The organism is Klebsiella pneumoniae (assembly GCF_000742135.1).
Classification (GTDB): domain Bacteria; phylum Pseudomonadota; class Gammaproteobacteria; order Enterobacterales; family Enterobacteriaceae; genus Klebsiella; species Klebsiella pneumoniae.
In genome coordinates this window covers 4,536,941-4,557,574 of sequence record NZ_KN046818.1, presented here as the reverse complement: position 1 = coordinate 4,557,574, position 20,634 = coordinate 4,536,941, and the positions used below count along the sequence as shown (strand labels likewise).

The 20,634-nt window shown below is 52.7% G+C and carries 29 protein-coding genes, 1 rRNA gene and 2 other annotated features; of the genes, 24 read left to right on the top strand and 6 right to left on the bottom strand.

Annotation, left to right across the window (positions count from 1 at the left end):
* The first annotated feature begins 13 nt into the window (after positions 1 to 13).
* From rpsN to DR88_RS28575, 17 genes are all read left to right on the top strand, one after another.
* Entirely contained in the window at positions 14 to 319 is a 306-nt protein-coding gene (gene rpsN / locus DR88_RS04385; protein ID WP_002919667.1) for a 30S ribosomal protein S14, read from the top strand.
* A 33-nt stretch (positions 320 to 352) separates the two neighbouring features.
* On the top strand, positions 353 to 745 hold the full coding sequence (gene rpsH / locus DR88_RS04390) for a 30S ribosomal protein S8 (protein ID WP_002919665.1): 393 nt from the start codon (positions 353 to 355) through the stop codon (positions 743 to 745).
* 12 nt (positions 746 to 757) lie between these two features.
* Complete coding sequence (gene rplF, locus DR88_RS04395; RefSeq protein ID WP_002919662.1) at positions 758 to 1,291, top strand: 50S ribosomal protein L6; 534 nt, start codon at positions 758 to 760, stop codon at positions 1,289 to 1,291.
* Between the two features lie 9 nt (positions 1,292 to 1,300).
* The gene (rplR, locus tag DR88_RS0126635; RefSeq protein WP_000358960.1) at positions 1,301 to 1,654 is read left to right on the top strand and encodes a 50S ribosomal protein L18; all 354 of its coding nucleotides are present in this window, start codon (positions 1,301 to 1,303) and stop codon (positions 1,652 to 1,654) included.
* 14 nt (positions 1,655 to 1,668) lie between these two features.
* A complete protein-coding gene (rpsE, locus tag DR88_RS04400; protein WP_002919545.1) occupies positions 1,669 to 2,172 on the top strand; it encodes a 30S ribosomal protein S5 in 504 nt (167 codons plus the stop codon).
* A 3-nt stretch (positions 2,173 to 2,175) separates the two neighbouring features.
* The gene (gene rpmD, locus DR88_RS04405) at positions 2,176 to 2,355 is read left to right on the top strand and encodes a 50S ribosomal protein L30 (protein WP_001140434.1); all 180 of its coding nucleotides are present in this window, start codon (positions 2,176 to 2,178) and stop codon (positions 2,353 to 2,355) included.
* A 3-nt stretch (positions 2,356 to 2,358) separates the two neighbouring features.
* Positions 2,359 to 2,793 carry a 50S ribosomal protein L15 gene (rplO, locus tag DR88_RS04410; RefSeq protein ID WP_002919516.1) on the top strand — a complete coding sequence of 145 codons (435 nt, stop codon included), beginning with the start codon at positions 2,359 to 2,361 and terminating at the stop codon, positions 2,791 to 2,793.
* Positions 2,794 to 2,800: 7 nt separating this feature from the next.
* Positions 2,801 to 4,132, top strand: coding sequence for a preprotein translocase subunit SecY (secY, locus tag DR88_RS04415; RefSeq protein WP_002919515.1), 1,332 nt, complete (start codon positions 2,801 to 2,803; stop codon positions 4,130 to 4,132).
* A gap of 33 nt (positions 4,133 to 4,165) precedes the next feature.
* On the top strand, positions 4,166 to 4,282 hold the full coding sequence (gene rpmJ / locus DR88_RS28580) for a 50S ribosomal protein L36 (protein WP_000868187.1): 117 nt from the start codon (positions 4,166 to 4,168) through the stop codon (positions 4,280 to 4,282).
* 146 nt (positions 4,283 to 4,428) lie between these two features.
* A complete protein-coding gene (gene rpsM, locus DR88_RS04420) occupies positions 4,429 to 4,785 on the top strand; it encodes a 30S ribosomal protein S13 (RefSeq protein ID WP_002919259.1) in 357 nt (118 codons plus the stop codon).
* A gap of 16 nt (positions 4,786 to 4,801) precedes the next feature.
* A complete protein-coding gene (gene rpsK, locus DR88_RS0126630) occupies positions 4,802 to 5,191 on the top strand; it encodes a 30S ribosomal protein S11 (protein WP_002919257.1) in 390 nt (129 codons plus the stop codon).
* Positions 5,192 to 5,224: 33 nt separating this feature from the next.
* Positions 5,225 to 5,845 carry a 30S ribosomal protein S4 gene (gene rpsD / locus DR88_RS04425; RefSeq protein ID WP_002919224.1) on the top strand — a complete coding sequence of 207 codons (621 nt, stop codon included), beginning with the start codon at positions 5,225 to 5,227 and terminating at the stop codon, positions 5,843 to 5,845.
* 25 nt (positions 5,846 to 5,870) lie between these two features.
* Complete coding sequence (locus tag DR88_RS04430; RefSeq protein WP_002919219.1) at positions 5,871 to 6,860, top strand: DNA-directed RNA polymerase subunit alpha; 990 nt, start codon at positions 5,871 to 5,873, stop codon at positions 6,858 to 6,860.
* Positions 6,861 to 6,900: 40 nt separating this feature from the next.
* Positions 6,901 to 7,287, top strand: coding sequence for a 50S ribosomal protein L17 (gene rplQ, locus DR88_RS04435; protein WP_002919206.1), 387 nt, complete (start codon positions 6,901 to 6,903; stop codon positions 7,285 to 7,287).
* Between the two features lie 108 nt (positions 7,288 to 7,395).
* The gene (locus DR88_RS04440; RefSeq protein WP_025862083.1) at positions 7,396 to 7,764 is read left to right on the top strand and encodes a DnaJ family domain-containing protein; all 369 of its coding nucleotides are present in this window, start codon (positions 7,396 to 7,398) and stop codon (positions 7,762 to 7,764) included.
* Positions 7,765 to 7,766: 2 nt separating this feature from the next.
* Positions 7,767 to 8,192 carry a Zn(2+)-responsive transcriptional regulator gene (gene zntR / locus DR88_RS04445; protein ID WP_004185894.1) on the top strand — a complete coding sequence of 142 codons (426 nt, stop codon included), beginning with the start codon at positions 7,767 to 7,769 and terminating at the stop codon, positions 8,190 to 8,192.
* Between the two features lie 57 nt (positions 8,193 to 8,249).
* Positions 8,250 to 8,528, top strand: a complete 279-nt coding sequence (locus DR88_RS28575; protein WP_004145324.1) for an alternative ribosome-rescue factor A — start codon at positions 8,250 to 8,252, stop codon at positions 8,526 to 8,528.
* Here the strand turns inward: DR88_RS28575 and mscL are convergent.
* The 5 genes from mscL to def form a co-directional block, all read right to left on the bottom strand.
* Entirely contained in the window at positions 8,464 to 8,877 is a 414-nt protein-coding gene (gene mscL, locus DR88_RS04450; RefSeq protein WP_004145325.1) for a large-conductance mechanosensitive channel protein MscL, read from the bottom strand. The two genes, DR88_RS28575 and mscL, sit on opposite strands and share 65 nt — an antisense overlap.
* Before the next feature lie 140 nt (positions 8,878 to 9,017).
* Positions 9,018 to 10,394, bottom strand: a complete 1,377-nt coding sequence (gene trkA / locus DR88_RS04455) for a Trk system potassium transporter TrkA (RefSeq protein ID WP_002919153.1) — start codon at positions 10,392 to 10,394, stop codon at positions 9,018 to 9,020.
* A 13-nt stretch (positions 10,395 to 10,407) separates the two neighbouring features.
* The gene (gene rsmB, locus DR88_RS04460; RefSeq protein ID WP_004150008.1) at positions 10,408 to 11,703 is read right to left on the bottom strand and encodes a 16S rRNA (cytosine(967)-C(5))-methyltransferase RsmB; all 1,296 of its coding nucleotides are present in this window, start codon (positions 11,701 to 11,703) and stop codon (positions 10,408 to 10,410) included.
* Between the two features lie 52 nt (positions 11,704 to 11,755).
* Complete coding sequence (gene fmt / locus DR88_RS04465) at positions 11,756 to 12,703, bottom strand: methionyl-tRNA formyltransferase (RefSeq protein ID WP_004150007.1); 948 nt, start codon at positions 12,701 to 12,703, stop codon at positions 11,756 to 11,758.
* Between the two features lie 14 nt (positions 12,704 to 12,717).
* Positions 12,718 to 13,227, bottom strand: a complete 510-nt coding sequence (gene def / locus DR88_RS04470; RefSeq protein ID WP_004150006.1) for a peptide deformylase — start codon at positions 13,225 to 13,227, stop codon at positions 12,718 to 12,720.
* A gap of 129 nt (positions 13,228 to 13,356) precedes the next feature.
* Between def and dprA the strand changes: the two genes are divergently transcribed.
* Genes dprA through DR88_RS04500 form a run of 6 tightly spaced genes read left to right on the top strand, consistent with a single transcriptional unit; the run spans position 13,357 to position 17,148 of the window.
* Positions 13,357 to 14,481 carry a DNA-protecting protein DprA gene (dprA, locus tag DR88_RS04475; protein ID WP_002919139.1) on the top strand — a complete coding sequence of 375 codons (1,125 nt, stop codon included), beginning with the start codon at positions 13,357 to 13,359 and terminating at the stop codon, positions 14,479 to 14,481.
* Positions 14,453 to 14,926 (top strand): DUF494 family protein Smg, encoded by a 474-nt coding sequence (smg, locus tag DR88_RS04480; RefSeq protein ID WP_002919137.1) that lies wholly within the window; start codon positions 14,453 to 14,455, stop codon positions 14,924 to 14,926. The genes dprA and smg overlap by 29 nt, the downstream gene beginning before the upstream one ends.
* Positions 14,927 to 14,952: 26 nt before the next feature.
* Positions 14,953 to 15,495: a DNA topoisomerase family protein gene (locus DR88_RS04485; RefSeq protein WP_004145330.1), complete on the top strand. Its 543-nt coding sequence runs from the start codon at positions 14,953 to 14,955 to the stop codon at positions 15,493 to 15,495.
* Positions 15,496 to 15,499: 4 nt separating this feature from the next.
* A complete protein-coding gene (tsaC, locus tag DR88_RS04490) occupies positions 15,500 to 16,072 on the top strand; it encodes an L-threonylcarbamoyladenylate synthase type 1 TsaC (protein ID WP_002919132.1) in 573 nt (190 codons plus the stop codon).
* 3 nt (positions 16,073 to 16,075) lie between these two features.
* Positions 16,076 to 16,894 carry a shikimate dehydrogenase gene (aroE, locus tag DR88_RS04495; RefSeq protein ID WP_002919126.1) on the top strand — a complete coding sequence of 273 codons (819 nt, stop codon included), beginning with the start codon at positions 16,076 to 16,078 and terminating at the stop codon, positions 16,892 to 16,894.
* Positions 16,891 to 17,148, top strand: coding sequence for a DUF1488 family protein (locus DR88_RS04500; protein ID WP_002919125.1), 258 nt, complete (start codon positions 16,891 to 16,893; stop codon positions 17,146 to 17,148). Before aroE ends, DR88_RS04500 begins: the two co-directional genes overlap by 4 nt.
* Here the strand turns inward: DR88_RS04500 and DR88_RS04505 are convergent.
* The gene (locus tag DR88_RS04505; RefSeq protein ID WP_002919123.1) at positions 17,124 to 17,678 is read right to left on the bottom strand and encodes a gamma carbonic anhydrase family protein; all 555 of its coding nucleotides are present in this window, start codon (positions 17,676 to 17,678) and stop codon (positions 17,124 to 17,126) included. The genes DR88_RS04500 and DR88_RS04505 overlap by 25 nt on opposite strands.
* 470 nt (positions 17,679 to 18,148) lie before the next feature.
* Between DR88_RS04505 and DR88_RS04510 the strand changes: the two genes are divergently transcribed.
* A 16S ribosomal RNA gene (locus tag DR88_RS04510) occupies positions 18,149 to 19,687 on the top strand.
* Between the two features lie 212 nt (positions 19,688 to 19,899).
* Positions 19,900 to 20,408 (top strand) — a sequence feature (23S ribosomal RNA rRNA prediction is too short).
* A 61-nt stretch (positions 20,409 to 20,469) separates the two neighbouring features.
* Positions 20,470 to 20,549: a sequence feature (23S ribosomal RNA rRNA prediction is too short), on the top strand.
* Positions 20,550 to 20,634 lie beyond the last annotated feature (85 nt).

The window sequence follows — 20,634 nt, the reverse complement described above, 5'->3', positions numbered from 1 at the left end:
GTAGGGTTACTTAATGGCTAAGCAATCAATGAAAGCACGCGAAGTAAAGCGCGTGGCTTTAGCTGATAAATTCTTCGCTAAACGCGCTGAACTGAAAGCTATCATCTCTGATGTGAACGCAACCGACGAAGATCGTTGGAATGCCGTTCTCAAGCTGCAGACTCTGCCGCGTGATTCCAGCCCGTCTCGTCAGCGTAACCGCTGCCGTCAAACAGGTCGTCCGCATGGTTTCCTGCGGAAGTTCGGGTTGAGCCGTATTAAGGTCCGTGAAGCCGCTATGCGCGGTGAAATCCCGGGTCTGAAAAAGGCTAGCTGGTAATTGTCACCAATTGAATCACGGGAGTAAAGACAGATGAGCATGCAAGATCCGATCGCGGATATGCTGACCCGTATCCGTAACGGTCAGGCCGCGAACAAAGCTGCGGTCACCATGCCTTCCTCCAAGCTGAAAGTGGCAATCGCCAACGTGCTGAAGGAAGAAGGTTTTATCGAAGATTTTAAAGTTGAAGGCGACACCAAGCCTGAACTGGAACTTACTCTCAAGTATTTCCAGGGCAAAGCTGTTGTAGAAAGCATTCAGCGTGTCAGCCGCCCAGGTCTGCGCATCTATAAGAAAAAAGATGAGCTGCCGAAAGTTATGGCCGGTCTGGGTATCGCAGTTGTTTCTACCTCAAAAGGTGTTATGACTGATCGTGCAGCGCGCCAGGCTGGTCTTGGTGGCGAAATTATCTGCTACGTAGCCTAATCGGAGGAAAAAATGTCTCGTGTTGCTAAAGCACCGGTCGTTGTTCCTGCCGGCGTTGATGTAAAAATCAACGGTCAGGTTATTACGATCAAAGGTAAAAACGGCGAGCTGACTCGTACTCTCAACGATGCTGTTGAAGTTAAACATGCAGATAATGCACTGACCTTCGGTCCGCGTGATGGTTACGCAGACGGTTGGGCTCAGGCTGGTACCGCGCGTGCCCTGCTGAACTCAATGGTTATCGGTGTTACCGAAGGCTTCACTAAGAAGCTGCAGCTGGTTGGTGTAGGTTATCGTGCAGCGGTCAAAGGGAATGTAGTAAACCTGGCTTTAGGTTTCTCTCACCCGGTTGATCATCAGCTGCCTGCGGGTATCACTGCAGAATGTCCGACTCAGACTGAAATCGTGCTGAAAGGCGCTGATAAGCAGGTGATCGGCCAGGTTGCAGCAGATCTGCGCGCCTACCGTCGTCCTGAGCCTTACAAAGGCAAGGGTGTTCGTTACGCCGACGAAGTCGTGCGTACCAAAGAGGCTAAGAAGAAGTAAGGTAACACTATGGATAAGAAATCTGCTCGTATCCGTCGTGCGACCCGCGCACGCCGCAAGCTCCAGGAGCTGGGCGCAACTCGCCTGGTGGTACATCGTACCCCGCGTCACATTTACGCACAGGTAATTGCACCGAATGGTTCTGAAGTTCTGGTAGCTGCTTCTACTGTAGAAAAAGCTATCGCTGAACAACTGAAGTACACCGGTAACAAAGACGCTGCAGCAGCTGTGGGTAAAGCTGTCGCTGAACGCGCTCTGGAAAAAGGCATCAAAGATGTTTCCTTTGACCGTTCCGGGTTCCAATATCATGGTCGTGTCCAGGCACTGGCAGATGCTGCCCGTGAAGCTGGCCTTCAGTTCTAAGGTAGAGGTGTAAGATGGCTCACATCGAAAAACAAGCTGGCGAACTGCAGGAAAAGCTGATCGCGGTAAACCGCGTATCTAAAACCGTTAAAGGTGGTCGTATTTTCTCCTTCACAGCTCTGACTGTAGTAGGCGATGGTAACGGTCGCGTTGGTTTTGGTTACGGTAAAGCGCGTGAAGTTCCAGCAGCGATCCAGAAAGCGATGGAAAAAGCCCGTCGCAATATGATTAACGTCGCGCTGAACCACGGCACCCTGCAGCACCCGGTTAAGGGTACTCACACGGGTTCTCGTGTATTCATGCAGCCGGCTTCCGAAGGTACCGGTATCATCGCCGGTGGTGCAATGCGCGCCGTTCTGGAAGTCGCTGGGGTTCGTAACGTTCTGGCTAAAGCGTATGGTTCCACTAACCCGATTAACGTGGTTCGTGCAACTATCGACGGTCTGGAAAACATGAAGTCCCCGGATATGGTCGCTGCCAAGCGTGGTAAATCCGTTGAAGAAATTCTGGGGAAATAAACCATGGCAAAGACTATTAAAATTACTCAAACCCGCAGTGCAATCGGTCGTCTGCCGAAACACAAGGCAACGCTGCTTGGCCTGGGTCTGCGTCGTATTGGTCACACCGTAGAGCGCGAGGATACTCCTGCTGTTCGTGGTATGGTCAACGCGGTTTCCTTCATGGTTAAAGTTGAGGAGTAAGAGATGCGTTTAAATACTCTGTCTCCGGCCGAAGGCTCCAAAAAGGCGGGTAAACGCCTGGGTCGTGGTATCGGTTCTGGCCTCGGTAAAACCGGTGGTCGTGGTCACAAAGGTCAGAAATCTCGTTCTGGCGGTGGCGTACGTCGCGGTTTCGAGGGTGGTCAGATGCCTCTGTACCGTCGTCTGCCTAAATTCGGCTTCACTTCTCGTAAAGCGATGATCACCGCAGAGATCCGTCTCTCCGATCTGGCTCACGTAGAAGGCGATGTAGTAGACCTGAACGCGCTGAAAGCGGCTAACATTATCGGTGTCCAGATCGAGTTCGCGAAAGTGATCCTGTCTGGTGAGGTAACTCGTCCGGTAACTGTTCGTGGCCTGCGTGTGACTAAAGGTGCTCGTGCTGCTATCGAAGCTGCTGGCGGTAAAATTGAGGAATAAGTAGCAGATGGCTAAACAACCGGGATTAGATTTTCAAAGTGCCAAAGGTGGCCTTGGCGAACTGAAACGCAGACTTCTGTTTGTGGTCGGTGCGCTGATAGTGTTCCGTATTGGCTCTTTTATTCCGATCCCTGGTATTGATGCCGCTGTACTTGCCAAACTGCTTGAGCAACAGCGAGGCACCATCATTGAAATGTTCAACATGTTCTCTGGTGGTGCTCTCAGCCGTGCTTCTATCTTTGCGCTGGGGATTATGCCGTACATTTCGGCATCGATCATCGTGCAGCTGCTGACGGTGGTTTATCAACCGCTGGCGGAACTGAAGAAAGAAGGTGAGTCTGGTCGTCGTAAGATCAGCCAGTACACCCGCTACGGTACTCTGGTGCTGGCGATATTCCAGTCGATCGGTATTGCTACCGGTCTGCCGAATATGCCTGGTATGCAAGGCCTGGTGATTAATCCAGGCTTTGCATTCTATTTCACTGCTGTTGTTAGTCTGGTCACAGGGACTATGTTCCTGATGTGGCTCGGCGAACAGATCACTGAACGTGGTATCGGTAACGGTATCTCGATCATTATCTTCGCCGGTATCGTTGCGGGACTCCCGCCGGCCATCGCCCATACTATCGAGCAAGCGCGTCAAGGCGACCTGCACTTCCTCCTGTTGCTGTTGGTTGCAGTATTAGTATTTGCAGTGACCTTCTTTGTTGTATTCGTTGAGCGTGGTCAACGCCGCATTGTGGTAAACTACGCGAAACGTCAACAGGGTCGTCGTGTCTATGCTGCACAGAGCACACATTTACCGCTGAAAGTGAATATGGCGGGGGTAATCCCGGCAATCTTCGCTTCCAGTATTATACTGTTCCCGGCAACCATCACGTCATGGTTCGGGGGTGGTACTGGTTGGAACTGGCTGACAACAATTTCGCTGTATTTGCAGCCTGGGCAACCGCTTTATGTGTTACTCTATGCGTCTGCAATCATCTTCTTCTGTTTCTTCTACACGGCGTTGGTTTTCAACCCGCGTGAAACAGCAGATAACCTGAAGAAGTCCGGTGCATTTGTACCAGGAATTCGTCCGGGAGAGCAAACGGCGAAGTATATCGATAAAGTGATGACTCGCCTGACTCTGGTTGGTGCGTTGTACATTACTTTTATCTGCCTGATCCCGGAGTTCATGCGTGACGCGATGAAAGTGCCGTTCTACTTCGGTGGGACCTCGCTGCTTATCGTTGTTGTCGTGATTATGGACTTTATGGCTCAAGTGCAAACTCTGATGATGTCCAGTCAGTATGAGTCTGCATTGAAGAAGGCGAACCTGAAAGGCTACGGCCGTTAAAACTGGTCGCCCGAGAAGTTACGGAGAGTAAAAATGAAAGTTCGTGCTTCCGTCAAGAAATTATGCCGTAACTGCAAAATCGTTAAGCGTGATGGTGTCATCCGTGTGATTTGCAGTGCCGAGCCGAAGCATAAACAGCGCCAAGGCTGATTTTTTCGCATATTTTTCTTGCAAAGTTGGATTGAGCTGGCTAGATTAGCCAGCCAATCTTTTGTATGTCTGTACGTTTCCATTTGAGTATCCTGAAAACGGGCTTTTCAGCATGGTGCGTACATATTAAATAGTAGGAGTGCATAGTGGCCCGTATAGCAGGCATTAACATTCCTGATCACAAACATACCGTTATCGCTTTAACCGCTATTTTCGGTATCGGCAAAACCCGTTCTAAAGCCATCTGCGCTGAAACGGGCATCGCTGAAAATGTTAAGATCAGTGAGCTGTCTGAAGAACAAATTGATATTCTGCGTGAAGCAGTAGGTAAATTTGTCGTTGAAGGTGATCTGCGCCGTGAAATCACCCTGAGCATCAAGCGTCTGATGGACCTTGGTTGCTACCGTGGTTTGCGTCATCGTCGTGGTCTCCCGGTTCGCGGTCAGCGTACCAAGACCAACGCACGTACCCGTAAGGGTCCGCGTAAACCGATCAAGAAATAATCGGGGTGATTGAATAATGGCAAAGGCACCAATTCGTGCACGTAAGCGTGTAAGAAAACAAGTCTCTGACGGCGTGGCTCATATCCATGCTTCTTTTAACAACACCATCGTTACCATCACTGATCGTCAGGGTAACGCACTGGGTTGGGCAACAGCCGGTGGTTCCGGTTTCCGTGGTTCTCGCAAATCCACTCCGTTCGCAGCTCAGGTTGCAGCAGAGCGTTGCGCAGAAGCCGTAAAAGAATACGGCATCAAGAATCTGGAAGTTATGGTCAAAGGTCCGGGTCCGGGTCGCGAATCTACCATTCGTGCACTGAACGCCGCTGGTTTCCGCATCACTAATATTACTGATGTGACTCCGATCCCTCATAACGGTTGTCGTCCGCCGAAAAAACGTCGCGTATAACGCTGCGTTTTCCAGGTTAGTTGGAGAAAGAAAATGGCAAGATATTTGGGTCCTAAGCTCAAGCTGAGCCGTCGTGAGGGCACCGACTTATTCCTTAAGTCTGGCGTTCGCGCGATCGATACCAAGTGTAAAATTGAACAAGCTCCTGGCCAGCACGGTGCGCGTAAGCCGCGTCTGTCTGACTATGGTGTGCAGTTGCGTGAAAAGCAAAAAGTTCGCCGTATGTACGGTGTGCTGGAGCGTCAGTTCCGTAACTACTATAAAGAAGCAGCACGTCTGAAAGGCAACACCGGTGAAAACCTGTTGGCTCTGCTGGAAGGTCGTCTGGACAACGTTGTATACCGTATGGGCTTCGGCGCCACTCGTGCTGAAGCACGCCAGCTGGTTAGCCACAAAGCGATTATGGTAAACGGTCGTGTTGTTAACATCGCTTCTTATCAGGTTAAAGCGAATGACGTTGTCAGCATTCGTGAGAAAGCGAAAAAGCAATCTCGCGTGAAAGCCGCTCTGGAGCTGGCTGAGCAGCGTGAAAAGCCAACCTGGCTGGAAGTTGATGCTGGCAAGATGGAAGGTACGTTCAAGCGTCAGCCGGAGCGTTCTGATCTGTCTGCGGACATTAACGAACACCTGATCGTCGAGCTTTACTCCAAGTAAAGCTTAGTACCAAAGAGAGGACACAATGCAGGGTTCTGTGACAGAGTTTCTAAAACCGCGCCTGGTCGATATCGAGCAAGTGAGTTCGACGCACGCCAAGGTGACCCTTGAGCCTTTAGAGCGTGGCTTCGGCCATACTCTGGGTAACGCACTGCGCCGTATTCTGCTCTCATCGATGCCGGGTTGCGCGGTGACCGAGGTTGAGATTGATGGTGTACTGCACGAGTACAGCACCAAAGAAGGCGTTCAGGAAGACATCCTTGAAATCCTGCTCAACCTGAAAGGGCTGGCGGTGAGAGTTCAGGGTAAAGATGAAGTCATCCTTACTTTGAATAAATCTGGCATTGGCCCTGTGACCGCAGCCGACATTACCCACGACGGTGATGTCGAAATCGTCAAGCCGCAGCACGTGATTTGCCACCTGACTGATGAGAACGCTGCTATTAGCATGCGTATCAAAGTTCAGCGCGGTCGCGGTTATGTGCCGGCTTCTGCCCGAATTCATTCGGAAGAAGATGAGCGCCCAATCGGCCGTCTGCTGGTCGACGCCTGCTACAGCCCTGTAGAGCGTATTGCCTACAATGTTGAAGCTGCGCGTGTAGAACAGCGTACCGACCTGGACAAGCTGGTCATCGAAATGGAAACCAACGGCACAATCGATCCTGAAGAGGCGATTCGTCGTGCGGCAACCATCCTGGCTGAACAACTGGAAGCTTTTGTTGACCTACGTGATGTACGTCAGCCAGAAGTGAAAGAAGAGAAACCAGAATTCGATCCGATCCTGCTGCGCCCTGTTGACGATCTGGAATTGACTGTCCGCTCTGCTAACTGCCTCAAGGCAGAAGCTATCCACTATATCGGTGATCTGGTACAGCGTACCGAGGTTGAGTTGCTGAAAACGCCGAACCTGGGTAAAAAATCTCTTACTGAGATTAAAGACGTGCTGGCTTCCCGTGGACTGTCTCTGGGCATGCGCCTGGAAAACTGGCCACCAGCAAGCATTGCTGACGAGTAACCGGATCACAGGTTAAGGTTTTACTGAGAAGGATAAGGTCATGCGCCATCGTAAGAGTGGTCGTCAACTGAACCGCAACAGCAGCCATCGCCAGGCTATGTTCCGTAACATGGCAGGTTCGCTGGTTCGTCATGAAATCATCAAGACGACCCTGCCGAAAGCGAAAGAACTGCGTCGCGTAGTTGAGCCGCTGATTACTCTTGCCAAGACTGATAGCGTTGCTAATCGTCGTCTGGCATTCGCCCGCACTCGTGATAACGAGATCGTGGCAAAACTGTTTAACGAGCTGGGCCCGCGTTTCGCGAGCCGCGCCGGTGGTTACACTCGCATTCTGAAGTGTGGCTTCCGTGCAGGCGACAACGCGCCGATGGCATACATCGAGCTGGTTGATCGTGCTGAGCCGAAAGCAGAAGCTGCTGCAGAGTAATCTGTAGTAACGTAAAAAAACCCGCCCAGGCGGGTTTTTTTATATCTACCCCATCCCCATTTCACTACACTATCTGTACTCTTTTTGTTCATCCCCTGGAGCCGTAGAATGTGGTTGCTGGATCAGTGGGCGGAACGTCATATCCTCGATGCCCAAACCAAAGGTGAGTTCGATAATTTACCCGGCAGCGGAGAACCGCTGACTTTCGATGACGATTCACATGTGCCGGCGGAGTTGCGGGCAGGCTATCGCCTTCTGAAAAATGCAGGATGTCTTCCTCCGGAACTGGAGCAACGCAAAGAAGCGTTGGCTCTGGCAGACTTACTGAACGGCGTCCGTCAGGACGATCCGCGTCATGCCGAACTTAGCAAACGCCTTGCCCTGCTCGAGCTGAAGTTACGTCAGGCAGGTCTGAACACCGACTTTTTACGCGGTGAGTACGCCGATGCGTTGCTGCAAAAAATAAATCAGGAGTAAATATGTATCGTATTGGTGAATTGGCAAAACTGGCTGACGTGACGCCTGATACCATCCGCTACTATGAAAAGCAGCAGATGATGGATCATGACATACGCACCGAGGGAGGATTTCGTCTGTACTCGGATAACGATCTTCAACGGCTGCGCTTTATTCGTTATGCCCGACAACTGGGTTTCACCCTGGAAGCGATCCGCGAATTATTGTCGATCCGCATCGATCCGGAGCATCATACCTGTCAGGAGTCGAAAGGGATCGTTCAGGCGCGATTAAGTGAAGTTGAGGCGCGGATTAAAGAGCTACAGACGATGCGCCGCTCTCTGCAGCGGCTCAACGATGCCTGTTGCGGCACTGCGCACAGCAGCGTTTACTGTTCTATCCTTGAGGCCCTTGAACAAGGGGCCAGCAACGGCAATGGCGGACGTTGATTTTTTAAACGCGCGGATCTACACTCGCGCCGAGTTTATACATATACCGGAGTAACTATGAGTCGCTATCAGCATACTAAAGGACAAATTAAAGATAACGCCATTGAGGCACTTCTCCACGATCCGTTATTCAGGCAGCGCGTAGAGAAAAACAAGAAAGGGAAAGGAAGCTATCAACGTAAAGATAAACATGCAGGAAGGATTGATCGGGAGGCCAGTGGCAAGCAAGCGAATCGCTTTTTTACCACTGGCCTTCTGCTTTCTCTGCTGATTAAGAACGGTTGTTTTGTTCTTTCAGCAGATCGCGAATTTCGCTCAGCAGAACTTCTTCTTTAGAGGGAGCTGGCGGTGCCGCCGGAGCCTCTTCTTTCTTACGATTTAACTTATTCATCAATTTAATCGCCATGAAGATGGCAAACGCGACGATGATGAAATCGAAAACGTTCTGAATGAATACCCCATAATGCATCACCACAGCCGGGACATCGCCCTGGGCATCACGTAGCGTGACGGCAAACTGTTTAAAATCGATCCCGCCAATCAACAGGCCGAGTGGCGGCATAATAATATCCGCGACCAGTGATGAAACAATTTTACCGAATGCTGCACCGATGATCACACCCACTGCCAAATCGACAACGTTCCCGCGCATCGCGAATTCGCGAAACTCTTTTAAAAAACTCATTTTATTCTCCTTGTGCCAGCTGACGTTGTAAGTTTAACAAATGTATTTTCATTTGCCATTCCCAGCAGATAGTTACTGCAAAATATTAACCTTTGAATAATAAGGGATAATAAAAAGGCGCCTGTTCGGCGCCCTGGGAATTACAGGAAGAAAGGGCTTGGCTGGAACAGCCTTTCGACATCGGAAATAAACTTCTTATCGGTCAAAAACATGATCACATGGTCGCCCTGCTCGATCCGTAGATTATTATTGGCGATCATCACGTCATTGCCCCGCACGACGGCGCCGATGATCGTGCCCGGTGGAAGTTTGATCTCATCGATCGAACGCCCGACTACCCGGGAGGTGCTCTCATCGCCGTGCGCGACTGCCTCAATCGCTTCTGCAACGCCGCGGCGCAAGGAGGAGACGCCGACAATATCGGCTTTACGGACATGACTGAGGAGTGCGGAAATTGTGGCCTGCTGAGGCGAAATCGCAATATCGATGACGCTACCCTGGACCAGATCCACGTAGGCTCTGCGCTGGATTAGCACCATCACTTTTTTCGCGCCCATTCGCTTGGCCAACATAGCCGACATAATATTGGCTTCGTCGTCGTTAGTGACGGCAATAAACAGGTCCACCTGGTCAATATGCTCTTCAGCCAACAGCTCCTGGTCCGATGCATCCCCGTAGAAGACGATAGTATGCTGCAGCTTTTCCGCCAGCTCAGCGGCTCGCTGCTGATTACGTTCGATAAGCTTAACGCTGTAATCTTTTTCCAGCTTATGGGCCAGACCCGCGCCAATATTGCCCCCGCCGACCAGCATAATACGCTTATACGGCTTTTCCAGTCGCTGCAGTTCGCTCATGACCGCGCGAATATGCTGCGAGGCGGCAATAAAGAAGACTTCATCTCCGGCCTCGACAATCGTCGAGCCCTGCGGGCGGATGGGGCGATCGTGGCGGAAAATGGCGGCCACGCGCGTATCGATATGCGGCATATGCTCCCGCATAGTGGATAAGGCATTCCCCACCAGCGGGCCACCATAATAGGCTTTTACTACCGCGAGACTGACTTTTCCTTCTGCGAAGTTCACGACCTGCAGCGCGCCGGGATATTCGATCAGACGGTGGATGTTGTCGATGACCAGTTGTTCCGGAGCGATTAAGTGATCGATGGGTACCGCTTCAGAGTTGAAGAGCTTTTCCGCATCACGAACGTAATCAGGCGCACGAATACGCGCTATGCGGTTTGGCGTATTGAACAATGAGTAAGCGACCTGGCAGGCCACCATGTTGGTTTCGTCCGAACTAGTGACCGCTACCAGCATATCGGCATCATCGGCTCCCGCCTCGCGCAGTACGCGAGGGTGAGAGCCATGCCCCTGGACGACACGCAGGTCGAACTTATCCTGCAGGCTGCGCAGACGGTCGCCATTGGTATCAACCAGCGTAATATCATTGTTCTCGCCGACGAGGTTTTCCGCCAGCGTGCCGCCGACCTGGCCGGCGCCCAGAATAATAATCTTCATCTGCAGTGACCCATTAGTTCCGACGTTTGATTAGCTTAGCGTAAAAGAAGCCATCACCTTCTTCCACGCCCGGCAGATTTTGCTGCCCGGGGCTCGCCGGCGTGCCGGTGGCGTGAAGTTCTGCATCCGGGGTTCGCGCGAGGAAGGCGGCAATTTGCTGACTGTTCTCTTCCGGCAGAATAGAACAGGTTGCGTAAACCAGCGTGCCGCCTGGCTTCAGGTGCGTCCAGGTGGCATTGAGGATCTCGGCCTGCAGTTGGGCTAACTCGGCGATATCCCGATCCCGGCGCAGCCATTTGATATCCGGATGGCGGCGAATAACGCCGGTTGCGGAGCAGGGGGCATCCAGCAGAATACGATCGAACTGCTCATTGCCACACCACTGCTCAGGGAAGCGGCCATCGCCCTGCTTGACTTCGGCTTTCATGCCCAGCCGTTTCAGGTTGTCATAGACGCGGGACAGACGCTGTTCATCAATATCCACCGCCATAACCTGAGCCTGGGGAGCGACTTCCAGAATATGCGTCGTCTTCCCGCCCGGCGCCGCGCAGAGATCGAGAATGCGTTCGCCATTTTCCGGTTGCAGGTAGCGCATACAGCCCTGAGCCGAGGCATCCTGGACGGTCACCCAGCCTTCGGCAAAGCCTGGTAACGCGTGGACCGGAGCAGGGGTGGCCAGGCGTACGGCGTCCGGATAATCAGGGTGGGTAAAGCCCTCTAAACCGGTCTCGTTAAGCAGGGCAAGCCACTCATCCCGGGAATGATGGTTGCGGTTAACGCGCAGCCACATCGGCGGGCGCTGGTTGTTCGCCTCGACGATCTCCTGCCACTGCTCCGGCCAGGCCTGCTGCAGGCGTTTCAGCAGCCATTTGGGATGAAGATAGCGGTTTTCATGCTCAGCAAATTCGGCTAACAACGCTTCCTGCTGGCGCTGGAACTGGCGTAGCACGCCGTTGATTAGCCCTTTAAGCTGCGGGCGTTTAATGGCCACCGCGCCTTCTACCGTTTCCGCCAGCGCGGCGTGTGGTGGAATGCGGGTGTAGAGTAACTGATAGAGACCAACCATGATCAGAGAGTGCACGGTGCGCTGTTTGCCGGTCATCGGACGCGCCATTAGCTTGCTGATAAGCCACTCCAGCTGGCTTAGAGTACGTAGTACACCAAAGCACAACTCCTGCAGTAGCGCTTTATCTTTATCGCTGACTTTCTGCTGTAGAGGGGGCAGTACGTTGCTTAAAGACTGCCCTTTTTCAACAACTTGCTCGATAGCCTGGGCGGCCAGGCTGCGTAAATTTATATTCTTTTTCATAAGCGCAAAAATAAAAATGCCCGGCGAACCCGGGCTTCAGAAGAGACGACCGTCAGGCGAGACGGGTGCCAGGGATAAACCACTCCCGGCGGGAATTGAGTAAGTCCTGGGCGCTCATCGCTTTTTTACCCGCAGGCTGTAGCGACTCCAGGCTGAGGATCCCATCCCCCGTGGCGACCTGAATACCCTGTTTGGTTGCTGCCACGATAGTACCCGGTTCGGCGTGAGCGGCTTCGGCGATGACCGATGCTCGCCACACTTTTACCGGTTGTCCGTCAATTTCCAGCCAGCTCATTGGCCACGGATTAAACGCGCGGATGCAGCGTTCCAACTGCGCAGCGGAAAGCGACCAATCGATACGAGCCTCTTCTTTACTCAGCTTTTCGGCATGGCACACCAGCGATTCATCTTGTACTTCAGGCCGTGCGGTGCCGTTGGCCAGCTGGGCTAACGTTGCCAGCAGCCCCTGAGGGCCGAGCTCGGCCAGCTTATCGTACAGGCTGCCGCTGGTATCTTCTGCGGTAATGGGACAGGAAAGCTTATACAGCATATCCCCCGTATCAAGGCCGACGTCCATCTGCATGATGGTTACGCCAGTTTCGCTATCCCCCGCCCACAGTGAACGCTGAATAGGCGCTGCGCCACGCCAGCGCGGTAGCAGCGAGCCGTGAACGTTGATACAGCCCAGACGGGGCATCTCCAGCACCGCTTTAGGCAGAATCAGACCGTACGCCACTACCACCATAATATCGGCGCCGAGATCGGCGACTAACCGCTGGTTATCCTGCGGACGCAGGGAGGATGGCTGGAACACAGGTAAGTTATGGGCTTCTGCCAGCACTTTTACCGGGCTTGGCATCAATTTTTTGCCGCGACCAGCAGGGCGATCAGGCTGAGTGAATACGCCAACAACCTGATGTTCAGACGACAGCAGCGCATCAAGATGACGCGCTGCAAAATCAGGGGTGCCGGCGAAAATGATACGTAGTGATTGTGACACGGTATTCCTTGTTATCAGGCACGGGAACGTAAACGATCCAGTTTCTCTACCTTCTGACGAATGCGCTGTTGTTTGAGTGGTGACAGATAGTCAATAAACAGTTTGCCGACCAGGTGATCCATCTCATGCTGGATACAGATAGCCAGCAGGCCATCGGCCTCCAGTTCAAACGGCTTACCATTGCGATCCAGTGCCCGGATCTTCACTTTTTCCGCACGCGGCACCAGGGCGCGCTGTTCAGGAATGGACAAGCAGCCTTCTTCAATACCGGTTTCGCCATCTTTCTCCAGCATTTCCGGGTTAATTAATACCAGCTGCTCTTCACGATTTTCCGACACATCAATAACGATAATGCGCTGATGGATATCGACCTGGGTTGCGGCCAGACCGATGCCTTCCTCGGCGTACATGGTGTCGAACATATCATCGACGATACGCTGAATTTCCGCATTCACTTCTTTGACCGGCTCGGCGACTTTGCGAAGGCGCTCGTCCGGAATATGTAACACTTGCAAAACTGCCATAAAGTTCCAGAGTCGTATTCAGGAGTTGATAAGATTATTAGCTCTATTCTAGACAAAACCCCCTGCAATTGACAGTCTCACTGTCCAATCGCAAAGATTGTCAATACCGCTTATGGCAGGGGGGTAAGGATGACGCCCGACGAGATTTGGCTGCGGCTGATGAAGGTCAGTAGCTTGTATGGCGACAGGATGGTAGAGATCGCTCAGCGCTTATGCGCAGCCGCCAGCGTTGATCGTGAAGCGCTGCATGCCGTCGGGATGACCGCGGCGCAGGCAAAGTTATTTTTCCGGCTTGACGAGCATGAGCTTGACGAGACGCGGCGCTGGCTGGGACAACCGGATCATCATCTGTTACGGGGTGACGATCCGCGCTATCCATTGCGGTTAAAGGCTATCGCTGATTACCCCGGCGCGTTGCTGGTCAGCGGCGGCCTCGCCCTGCTTCACAGCGCGCAGCTTGCCGTTATTGGCAGTCGCTCGCACTCCTGGTATGGCGCCCGCTGGGGGAAACTGTTCAGCGAAACGCTGGCGCAGAAAGGGATTACCATCACCAGTGGGCTGGCGTTAGGCATTGACGGGGTCGCGCACCGCGGCGCGCTGGCGGCGGAGGGTAAAACTATCGCGGTACTGGGCAATGGGCTGAGTCAGGTTTATCCGCGGCGCCATGCAACCCTCGCCCGGCAGATCATCGACAATGGCGGTACGCTGGTATCTGAATTTCCACTCATTACGCCGCCGCTTCCCGCACATTTCCCCAGGCGCAACCGGATTATCAGCGGCTTAAGCCTGGGCGTGCTGGTGATTGAGGCGGCGTTGCGAAGCGGATCGCTGGTCACCGTCCGCTGCGCCCTGGAGCAGGGAAGGGATGTGTTCGCCCTGCCTGGCCCGATAGGCAATCCGGGATCGGAAGGCCCGCACTGGTTAATTAAGCAAGGCGCGGTGCCAGTGACCTCGCCAGAGGATATTGTGGAATACTGGCATAACGAGCTGGCCTGGCTGACTGATACGTCTGATTCGATAAATATTTGCGTCGATCAGCCGTCTGTAGCATTGCCATTTCCGGAGCTCCTGGCTAACGTAGGAGATGAGGTAACACCTGTTGACGTTGTCGCTGAACGTGCCGGCCAATCTGTGCCAGTAACCGTAGCTCAGCTACTTGAACTGGAGTTAGCAGGCTGGATCGCAGCTGTACCCGGCGGCTATGTCCGATTAAGGAGGGCAAGCCATGTTCGACGTACTCATGTATTTGTTTGAAACTTACATCCATAGCGAAGCAGAAATGCGCGTGGATCAGGACAAACTGACGCGGGATCTTACCGATGCGGGTTTTGAGCGGGAAGACATCTATAACGCGTTAATGTGGCTCGAGAAACTGGCTGATTATCAGGAGGGTCTCGTTGAACCCATGCAGCTCGCTTCCGACCCGCTCTCTCTTCGGGTATATACCGAAGAGGAGTGCCAGCGTCTGGATGCCAGTTGCCGGGGGTTTTTACTCTTCCTCGAGCAGATTCAGGTGTTGAACCTCGAAACGCGAGAAATGGTGATAGAGCGCGTACTGGCGCTGGATACGGCAGAATTTGAGCTGGAAGACCTGAAATGGGTCATCCTGATGGTACTGTTCAATATCCCGGGCTGTGAAAACGCCTATCAGCAAATGGAAGAATTACTCTTCGAAGTAAATGAAGGTATGCTGCATTAATCTTTTTGCAGCAACATCGAGTTGTTATGACCAAATCAGCACTGTTTTCGGTGCGTAAAAATGAGCCCTGCCCGCAGTGCGGGGCCGAACTGGTGATCCGTTCCGGGAAACATGGCCCGTTTCTCGGCTGTTCGCATTATCCGGACTGTGACTATATTCGTCCCCTGAAAAGCCAGGCGGACGGGCATATCGTTAAGGTGCTGGAGGGGCAAGAGTGCCCATCGTGCGGTGCGGTTATGGTGTTACGCCAGGGGCGTTTTGGGATGTTCATTGGCTGTAGCCGCTATCCGGAATGTGAACATACCGAGCTGATTGATAAACCCGATGAGACGGCTATCGCTTGCCCGCAGTGCGGACAAGGCCATCTGGTCCAGCGTCGTTCCCGTTTCGGTAAAACCTTTCACTCCTGCGATCGCTATCCTGATTGCCAGTTCGTTATCAATTTTAAACCGGTGGCGGGCGAATGCCCTGAATGCCATTACCCGCTGTTAATAGAAAAGAAGACGGCGCAGGGGCTCAGACGCTTCTGTGCCAGTAAACAATGTGGAAAGCCGATCCCGGCGGAATAAATCAGTGAACAATAACCTGCCCTCAGAAGCCGTCGCCCATGCCGTGGCGGTCCTGAAAAATGAACATGTCATCGCCTATCCCACCGAAGCCGTGTTTGGCGTCGGCTGCGACCCTGACAGCGAAACGGCCGTTATGCGCCTGCTGGAGCTGAAGCAGCGTCCCGTTGAGAAAGGATTGATCCTTATCGCCGCCAGCTTTGAGCAACTGAAGCCCTATATTGATGATTCACGGTTAAGTGACTCACAGCGGGAAGCCATCTTCTCTTGCTGGCCGGGACCGGTGACGTTTGTATTCCCGGCGCGTCCTGAAACGCCGCGCTGGCTGACAGGACGTTTTGATTCACTGGCCGTACGCGTGACTAACCATCCGCTGGTAATCGAATTGTGCGAAGCCTACGGAAAACCACTGGTTTCGACCAGCGCCAATCTCACCGGGCAACCACCGTGCCGTACTACCGCAGAGGTCCATGCTCAGTTTGGCGACAGCTTCCCGGTGGTGGATGGCGCCACGGGCGGCCGGCAAAACCCATCTGAAATCCGTGATGCCCTGACGGGTGAACTGTTCCGCCAGGGGTGAACCATGGAAACCTATGCCGTTTTTGGTAATCCGATCGCGCACAGCAAGTCGCCTGCTATTCATCAGCTGTTTGCCCGCCAGTTAGGAATTACTCATCCTTATGGACGTGTACTGGCGCCGCTGGACGATTTTGTCTCTTCTCTGAATCAGTTCTTTGCAGAAGGAGGAAAGGGGGCCAACGTCACCGTTCCTTTTAAAGAGGAAGCCTTTGCGCGTGCCGACGAACTGACAGAACGCGCAGCGCTGGCGGGAGCAGTAAACACCCTGAAACGCTTGGAAGATGGCCGTTTACTGGGGGACAACACCGACGGTATTGGTCTTCTGAGCGATCTGGAACGCCTGGGATTCATTAAGCCACGCCAACGGATCCTGCTGGTTGGTGCTGGTGGGGCATCTCGCGGGGTTCTTTTGCCGCTTCTGTCGCTGGGATGCGCCGTCACGATCGTGAATCGCACCTATTCTCGTGCCCGTGAGTTAGCCACTCTCTTCGCCCATACCGGGAGCGTTAGCGCAAGGGAGATGGATACCTTATCCGGGGAAACATTCGATCTGATCGTCAATGCGACGTCCAGTGGAATAGACGGTGATGTACCAGCTATCCCGGCATCTATTGTCAACGCTGACGTATATTGCTATGACATGTTTTACCAGAAAGGGCCGACACCGTTTCTTCACTGGTGCCAGCAATATGGCGCAGTCCACTGTGCCGATGGGCTGGGAATGCTGGTGGCGCAAGCCGCCCATGCTGTTCTGCTATGGCACGGCGTTCTGCCGGCTATCGCTCCGGTCATTGAAACGCTGCAGCAGGAACTGAATGCATGAATCAGGCGATTCAGTTTCCTGACCGGGAATCATGGGATGCCGAACGGCAGGGCGTGGTTTTTCCCGCGCTGGTGAATGGGATGCAATTAACCTGCGCAATTTCAGGGCAAATCTTGCAGCAGCGTTTCGGCGCAGAGGGGCCAGCGCAGTGGCTGGCCGCCTTCCAGGAACATCGTTGGGATCTAGAGGAAGAGGCAGAAGCATTGATCCGCGATGGTCAGGAAGATGCTCAGGGCTGGATCTGGTTATCCTGATCCAGGTACTCATTTTTCCATTTCACATAGTTATTTGCTGAATACTTGAGTCCTTCCCGTTCCGCCTCTGTCAGGGGGCGGATCTGTTTGACCGGATTGCCAAAGTAAAGGTAGCCGCTTTCCAGCTGTTTGTTCTGCGGAACCAGACTGCCCGCACCAATCATGACGTCATCGCCAACGACGACACCATCTAATAAGATCGAACCCATACCAACCAGTACGCGGTTGCCGATAGTGCAGCCGTGGAGCATCACTTTATGACCAACAGTTACATCCTCACCAATGATCAGCGGATTTCCCTCCGGCTTATAAGAGGACTTATGGGTCACATGGAGAACGCTACCGTCCTGAATATTGCTGCGTTGACCTATCGATACATAGTTGACGTCGCCGCGAATGGCCACCAGAGGCCAGACGCTGACGTCATCGGCAATTCTGACATCGCCGATGACAACGCTGGATGCGTCAATCATGACGCGAAGACCGATTTGTGGGAAAAATGCTTTGTAGGGGCGCAGCTGAGCAGACATATAGACCTCAAAATACGGGAACGTAAGAAGACTTTGGTGGCTTTTATCTCCCTGTGCAACCCCTGAAAACGGTGAAAATTGAGCAAATCGTGCAATTACACGGCGAAAAGGGTGAAAAATCACCATTCAGAAAAAAAGATCGAAAAAAGGCTTGTGCAAAAAAATGGGATCCCTATAATGCGCACCCACTGACACGGCAGATGTGAATCACTTCACACAAACAGCCGGTTCGGTTGCAGAGAAAAATCCTGAAAAACGGGTTGACTCTGAAAGAGGAAAGCGTAATATACGCCACCTCGCGACAGAGCGCTAAAGCGCGTCGCAACTGCTCTTTAACAATTTATCAGACAATCTGTGTGGGCACTCAAAGTGACATGGATTCTTAACGTCCTCGGACGAAAAATGAATACCAAGTCTCAAGAGTGAACACGTAATTCATTACGAAGTTTAATTCTTTGAGCATCAAACTTAAATTGAAGAGTTTGATCATGGCTCAGATTGAACGCTGGCGGCAGGCCTAACACATGCAAGTCGAGCGGTAGCACAGAGAGCTTGCTCTCGGGTGACGAGCGGCGGACGGGTGAGTAATGTCTGGGAAACTGCCTGATGGAGGGGATAACTACTGGAAACGGTAGCTAATACCGCATAACGTCGCAAGACCAAAGTGGGGGACCTTCGGGCCTCATGCCATCAGATGTGCCCAGATGGGATTAGCTAGTAGGTGGGGTAACGGCTCACCTAGGCGACGATCCCTAGCTGGTCTGAGAGGATGACCAGCCACACTGGAACTGAGACACGGTCCAGACTCCTACGGGAGGCAGCAGTGGGGAATATTGCACAATGGGCGCAAGCCTGATGCAGCCATGCCGCGTGTGTGAAGAAGGCCTTCGGGTTGTAAAGCACTTTCAGCGGGGAGGAAGGCGATAAGGTTAATAACCTTGTCGATTGACGTTACCCGCAGAAGAAGCACCGGCTAACTCCGTGCCAGCAGCCGCGGTAATACGGAGGGTGCAAGCGTTAATCGGAATTACTGGGCGTAAAGCGCACGCAGGCGGTCTGTCAAGTCGGATGTGAAATCCCCGGGCTCAACCTGGGAACTGCATTCGAAACTGGCAGGCTAGTGTCTTGTAGAGGGGGGTAGAATTCCAGGTGTAGCGGTGAAATGCGTAGAGATCTGGAGGAATACCGGTGGCGAAGGCGGCCCCCTGGACAAAGACTGACGCTCAGGTGCGAAAGCGTGGGGAGCAAACAGGATTAGATACCCTGGTAGTCCACGCCGTAAACGATGTCGATTTGGAGGTTGTGCCCTTGAGGCGTGGCTTCCGGAGCTAACGCGTTAAATCGACCGCCTGGGGAGTACGGCCGCAAGGTTAAAACTCAAATGAATTGACGGGGGCCCGCACAAGCGGTGGAGCATGTGGTTTAATTCGATGCAACGCGAAGAACCTTACCTGGTCTTGACATCCACAGAACTTTCCAGAGATGGATTGGTGCCTTCGGGAACTGTGAGACAGGTGCTGCATGGCTGTCGTCAGCTCGTGTTGTGAAATGTTGGGTTAAGTCCCGCAACGAGCGCAACCCTTATCCTTTGTTGCCAGCGGTYMGGCCGGGAACTCAAAGGAGACTGCCAGTGATAAACTGGAGGAAGGTGGGGATGACGTCAAGTCATCATGGCCCTTACGACCAGGGCTACACACGTGCTACAATGGCATATACAAAGAGAAGCGACCTCGCGAGAGCAAGCGGACCTCATAAAGTATGTCGTAGTCCGGATTGGAGTCTGCAACTCGACTCCATGAAGTCGGAATCGCTAGTAATCGTAGATCAGAATGCTACGGTGAATACGTTCCCGGGCCTTGTACACACCGCCCGTCACACCATGGGAGTGGGTTGCAAAAGAAGTAGGTAGCTTAACCTTCGGGAGGGCGCTTACCACTTTGTGATTCATGACTGGGGTGAAGTCGTAACAAGGTAACCGTAGGGGAACCTGCGGTTGGATCACCTCCTTACCTTAAAGAACATGCCTTTGTAGTGTCCACACAGATTGTTTGATAAATAATAAATTTCAAAATGTACTGCGAAGTGCATTGTGAAATTTTGCTCTTTAAAAATCTGGATCAAGCTGAAAATTGAAACGACACACAGTTAATGTGTGTTCGAGTCTCTCAAATTTTCGCAATCAGAAGTGAAACATCTTCGGGTTGTGAGGTTAAGCGACTAAGCGTACACGGTGGATGCCCTGGCAGTCAGAGGCGATGAAGGACGTGCTAATCTGCGAAAAGCGTCGGTAAGGTGATATGAACCGTTATAGCCGGCGATGTCCGAATGGGGAAACCCAGTGTGATTCGTTGCACTATCGTTAACTGAATACATAGGTTAACGAGGCGAACCGGGGGAACTGAAACATCTAAGTACCCCGAGGAAAAGAAATCAACCGAGATTCCCCCAGTAGCGGCGAGCGAACGGGGAGCAGCCCAGAGTCTGAATCAGCTTGTGTGTTAGTGGAACGGTCTGGAAAGTCCGACGGTACAGGGTGATAGTCCCGTACACCAAAATGCACAGGCTGTGAACTCGAAGAGTAGGGCGGGACACGTGGTATCCTGTCTGAATATGGGGGACCATCCTCCAAGGCTAAATACTCCTGACTGACCGATAGTGAACCAGTACCGTGAGGGAAAGGCGAAAAGAACCCCGGCGAGGGGAGTGAAAAGAACCTGAAACCGTGTACGTACAAGCAGTGGGAGCACCTTCGGGTGTGACTGCGTACCTTTTGTATAATGGGTCAGCGACTTATATTCTGTAGCAAGGTTAACCGTATAGGGGAGCCGCAGGGAAACCGAGTCTTAACTGGGCGTTAAGTTGCAGGGTATAGACCCGAAACCCGGTGATCTAGCCATGGGCAGGTTGAAGGTTGGGTAACACTAACTGGAGGACCGAACCGACTAATGTTGAAAAA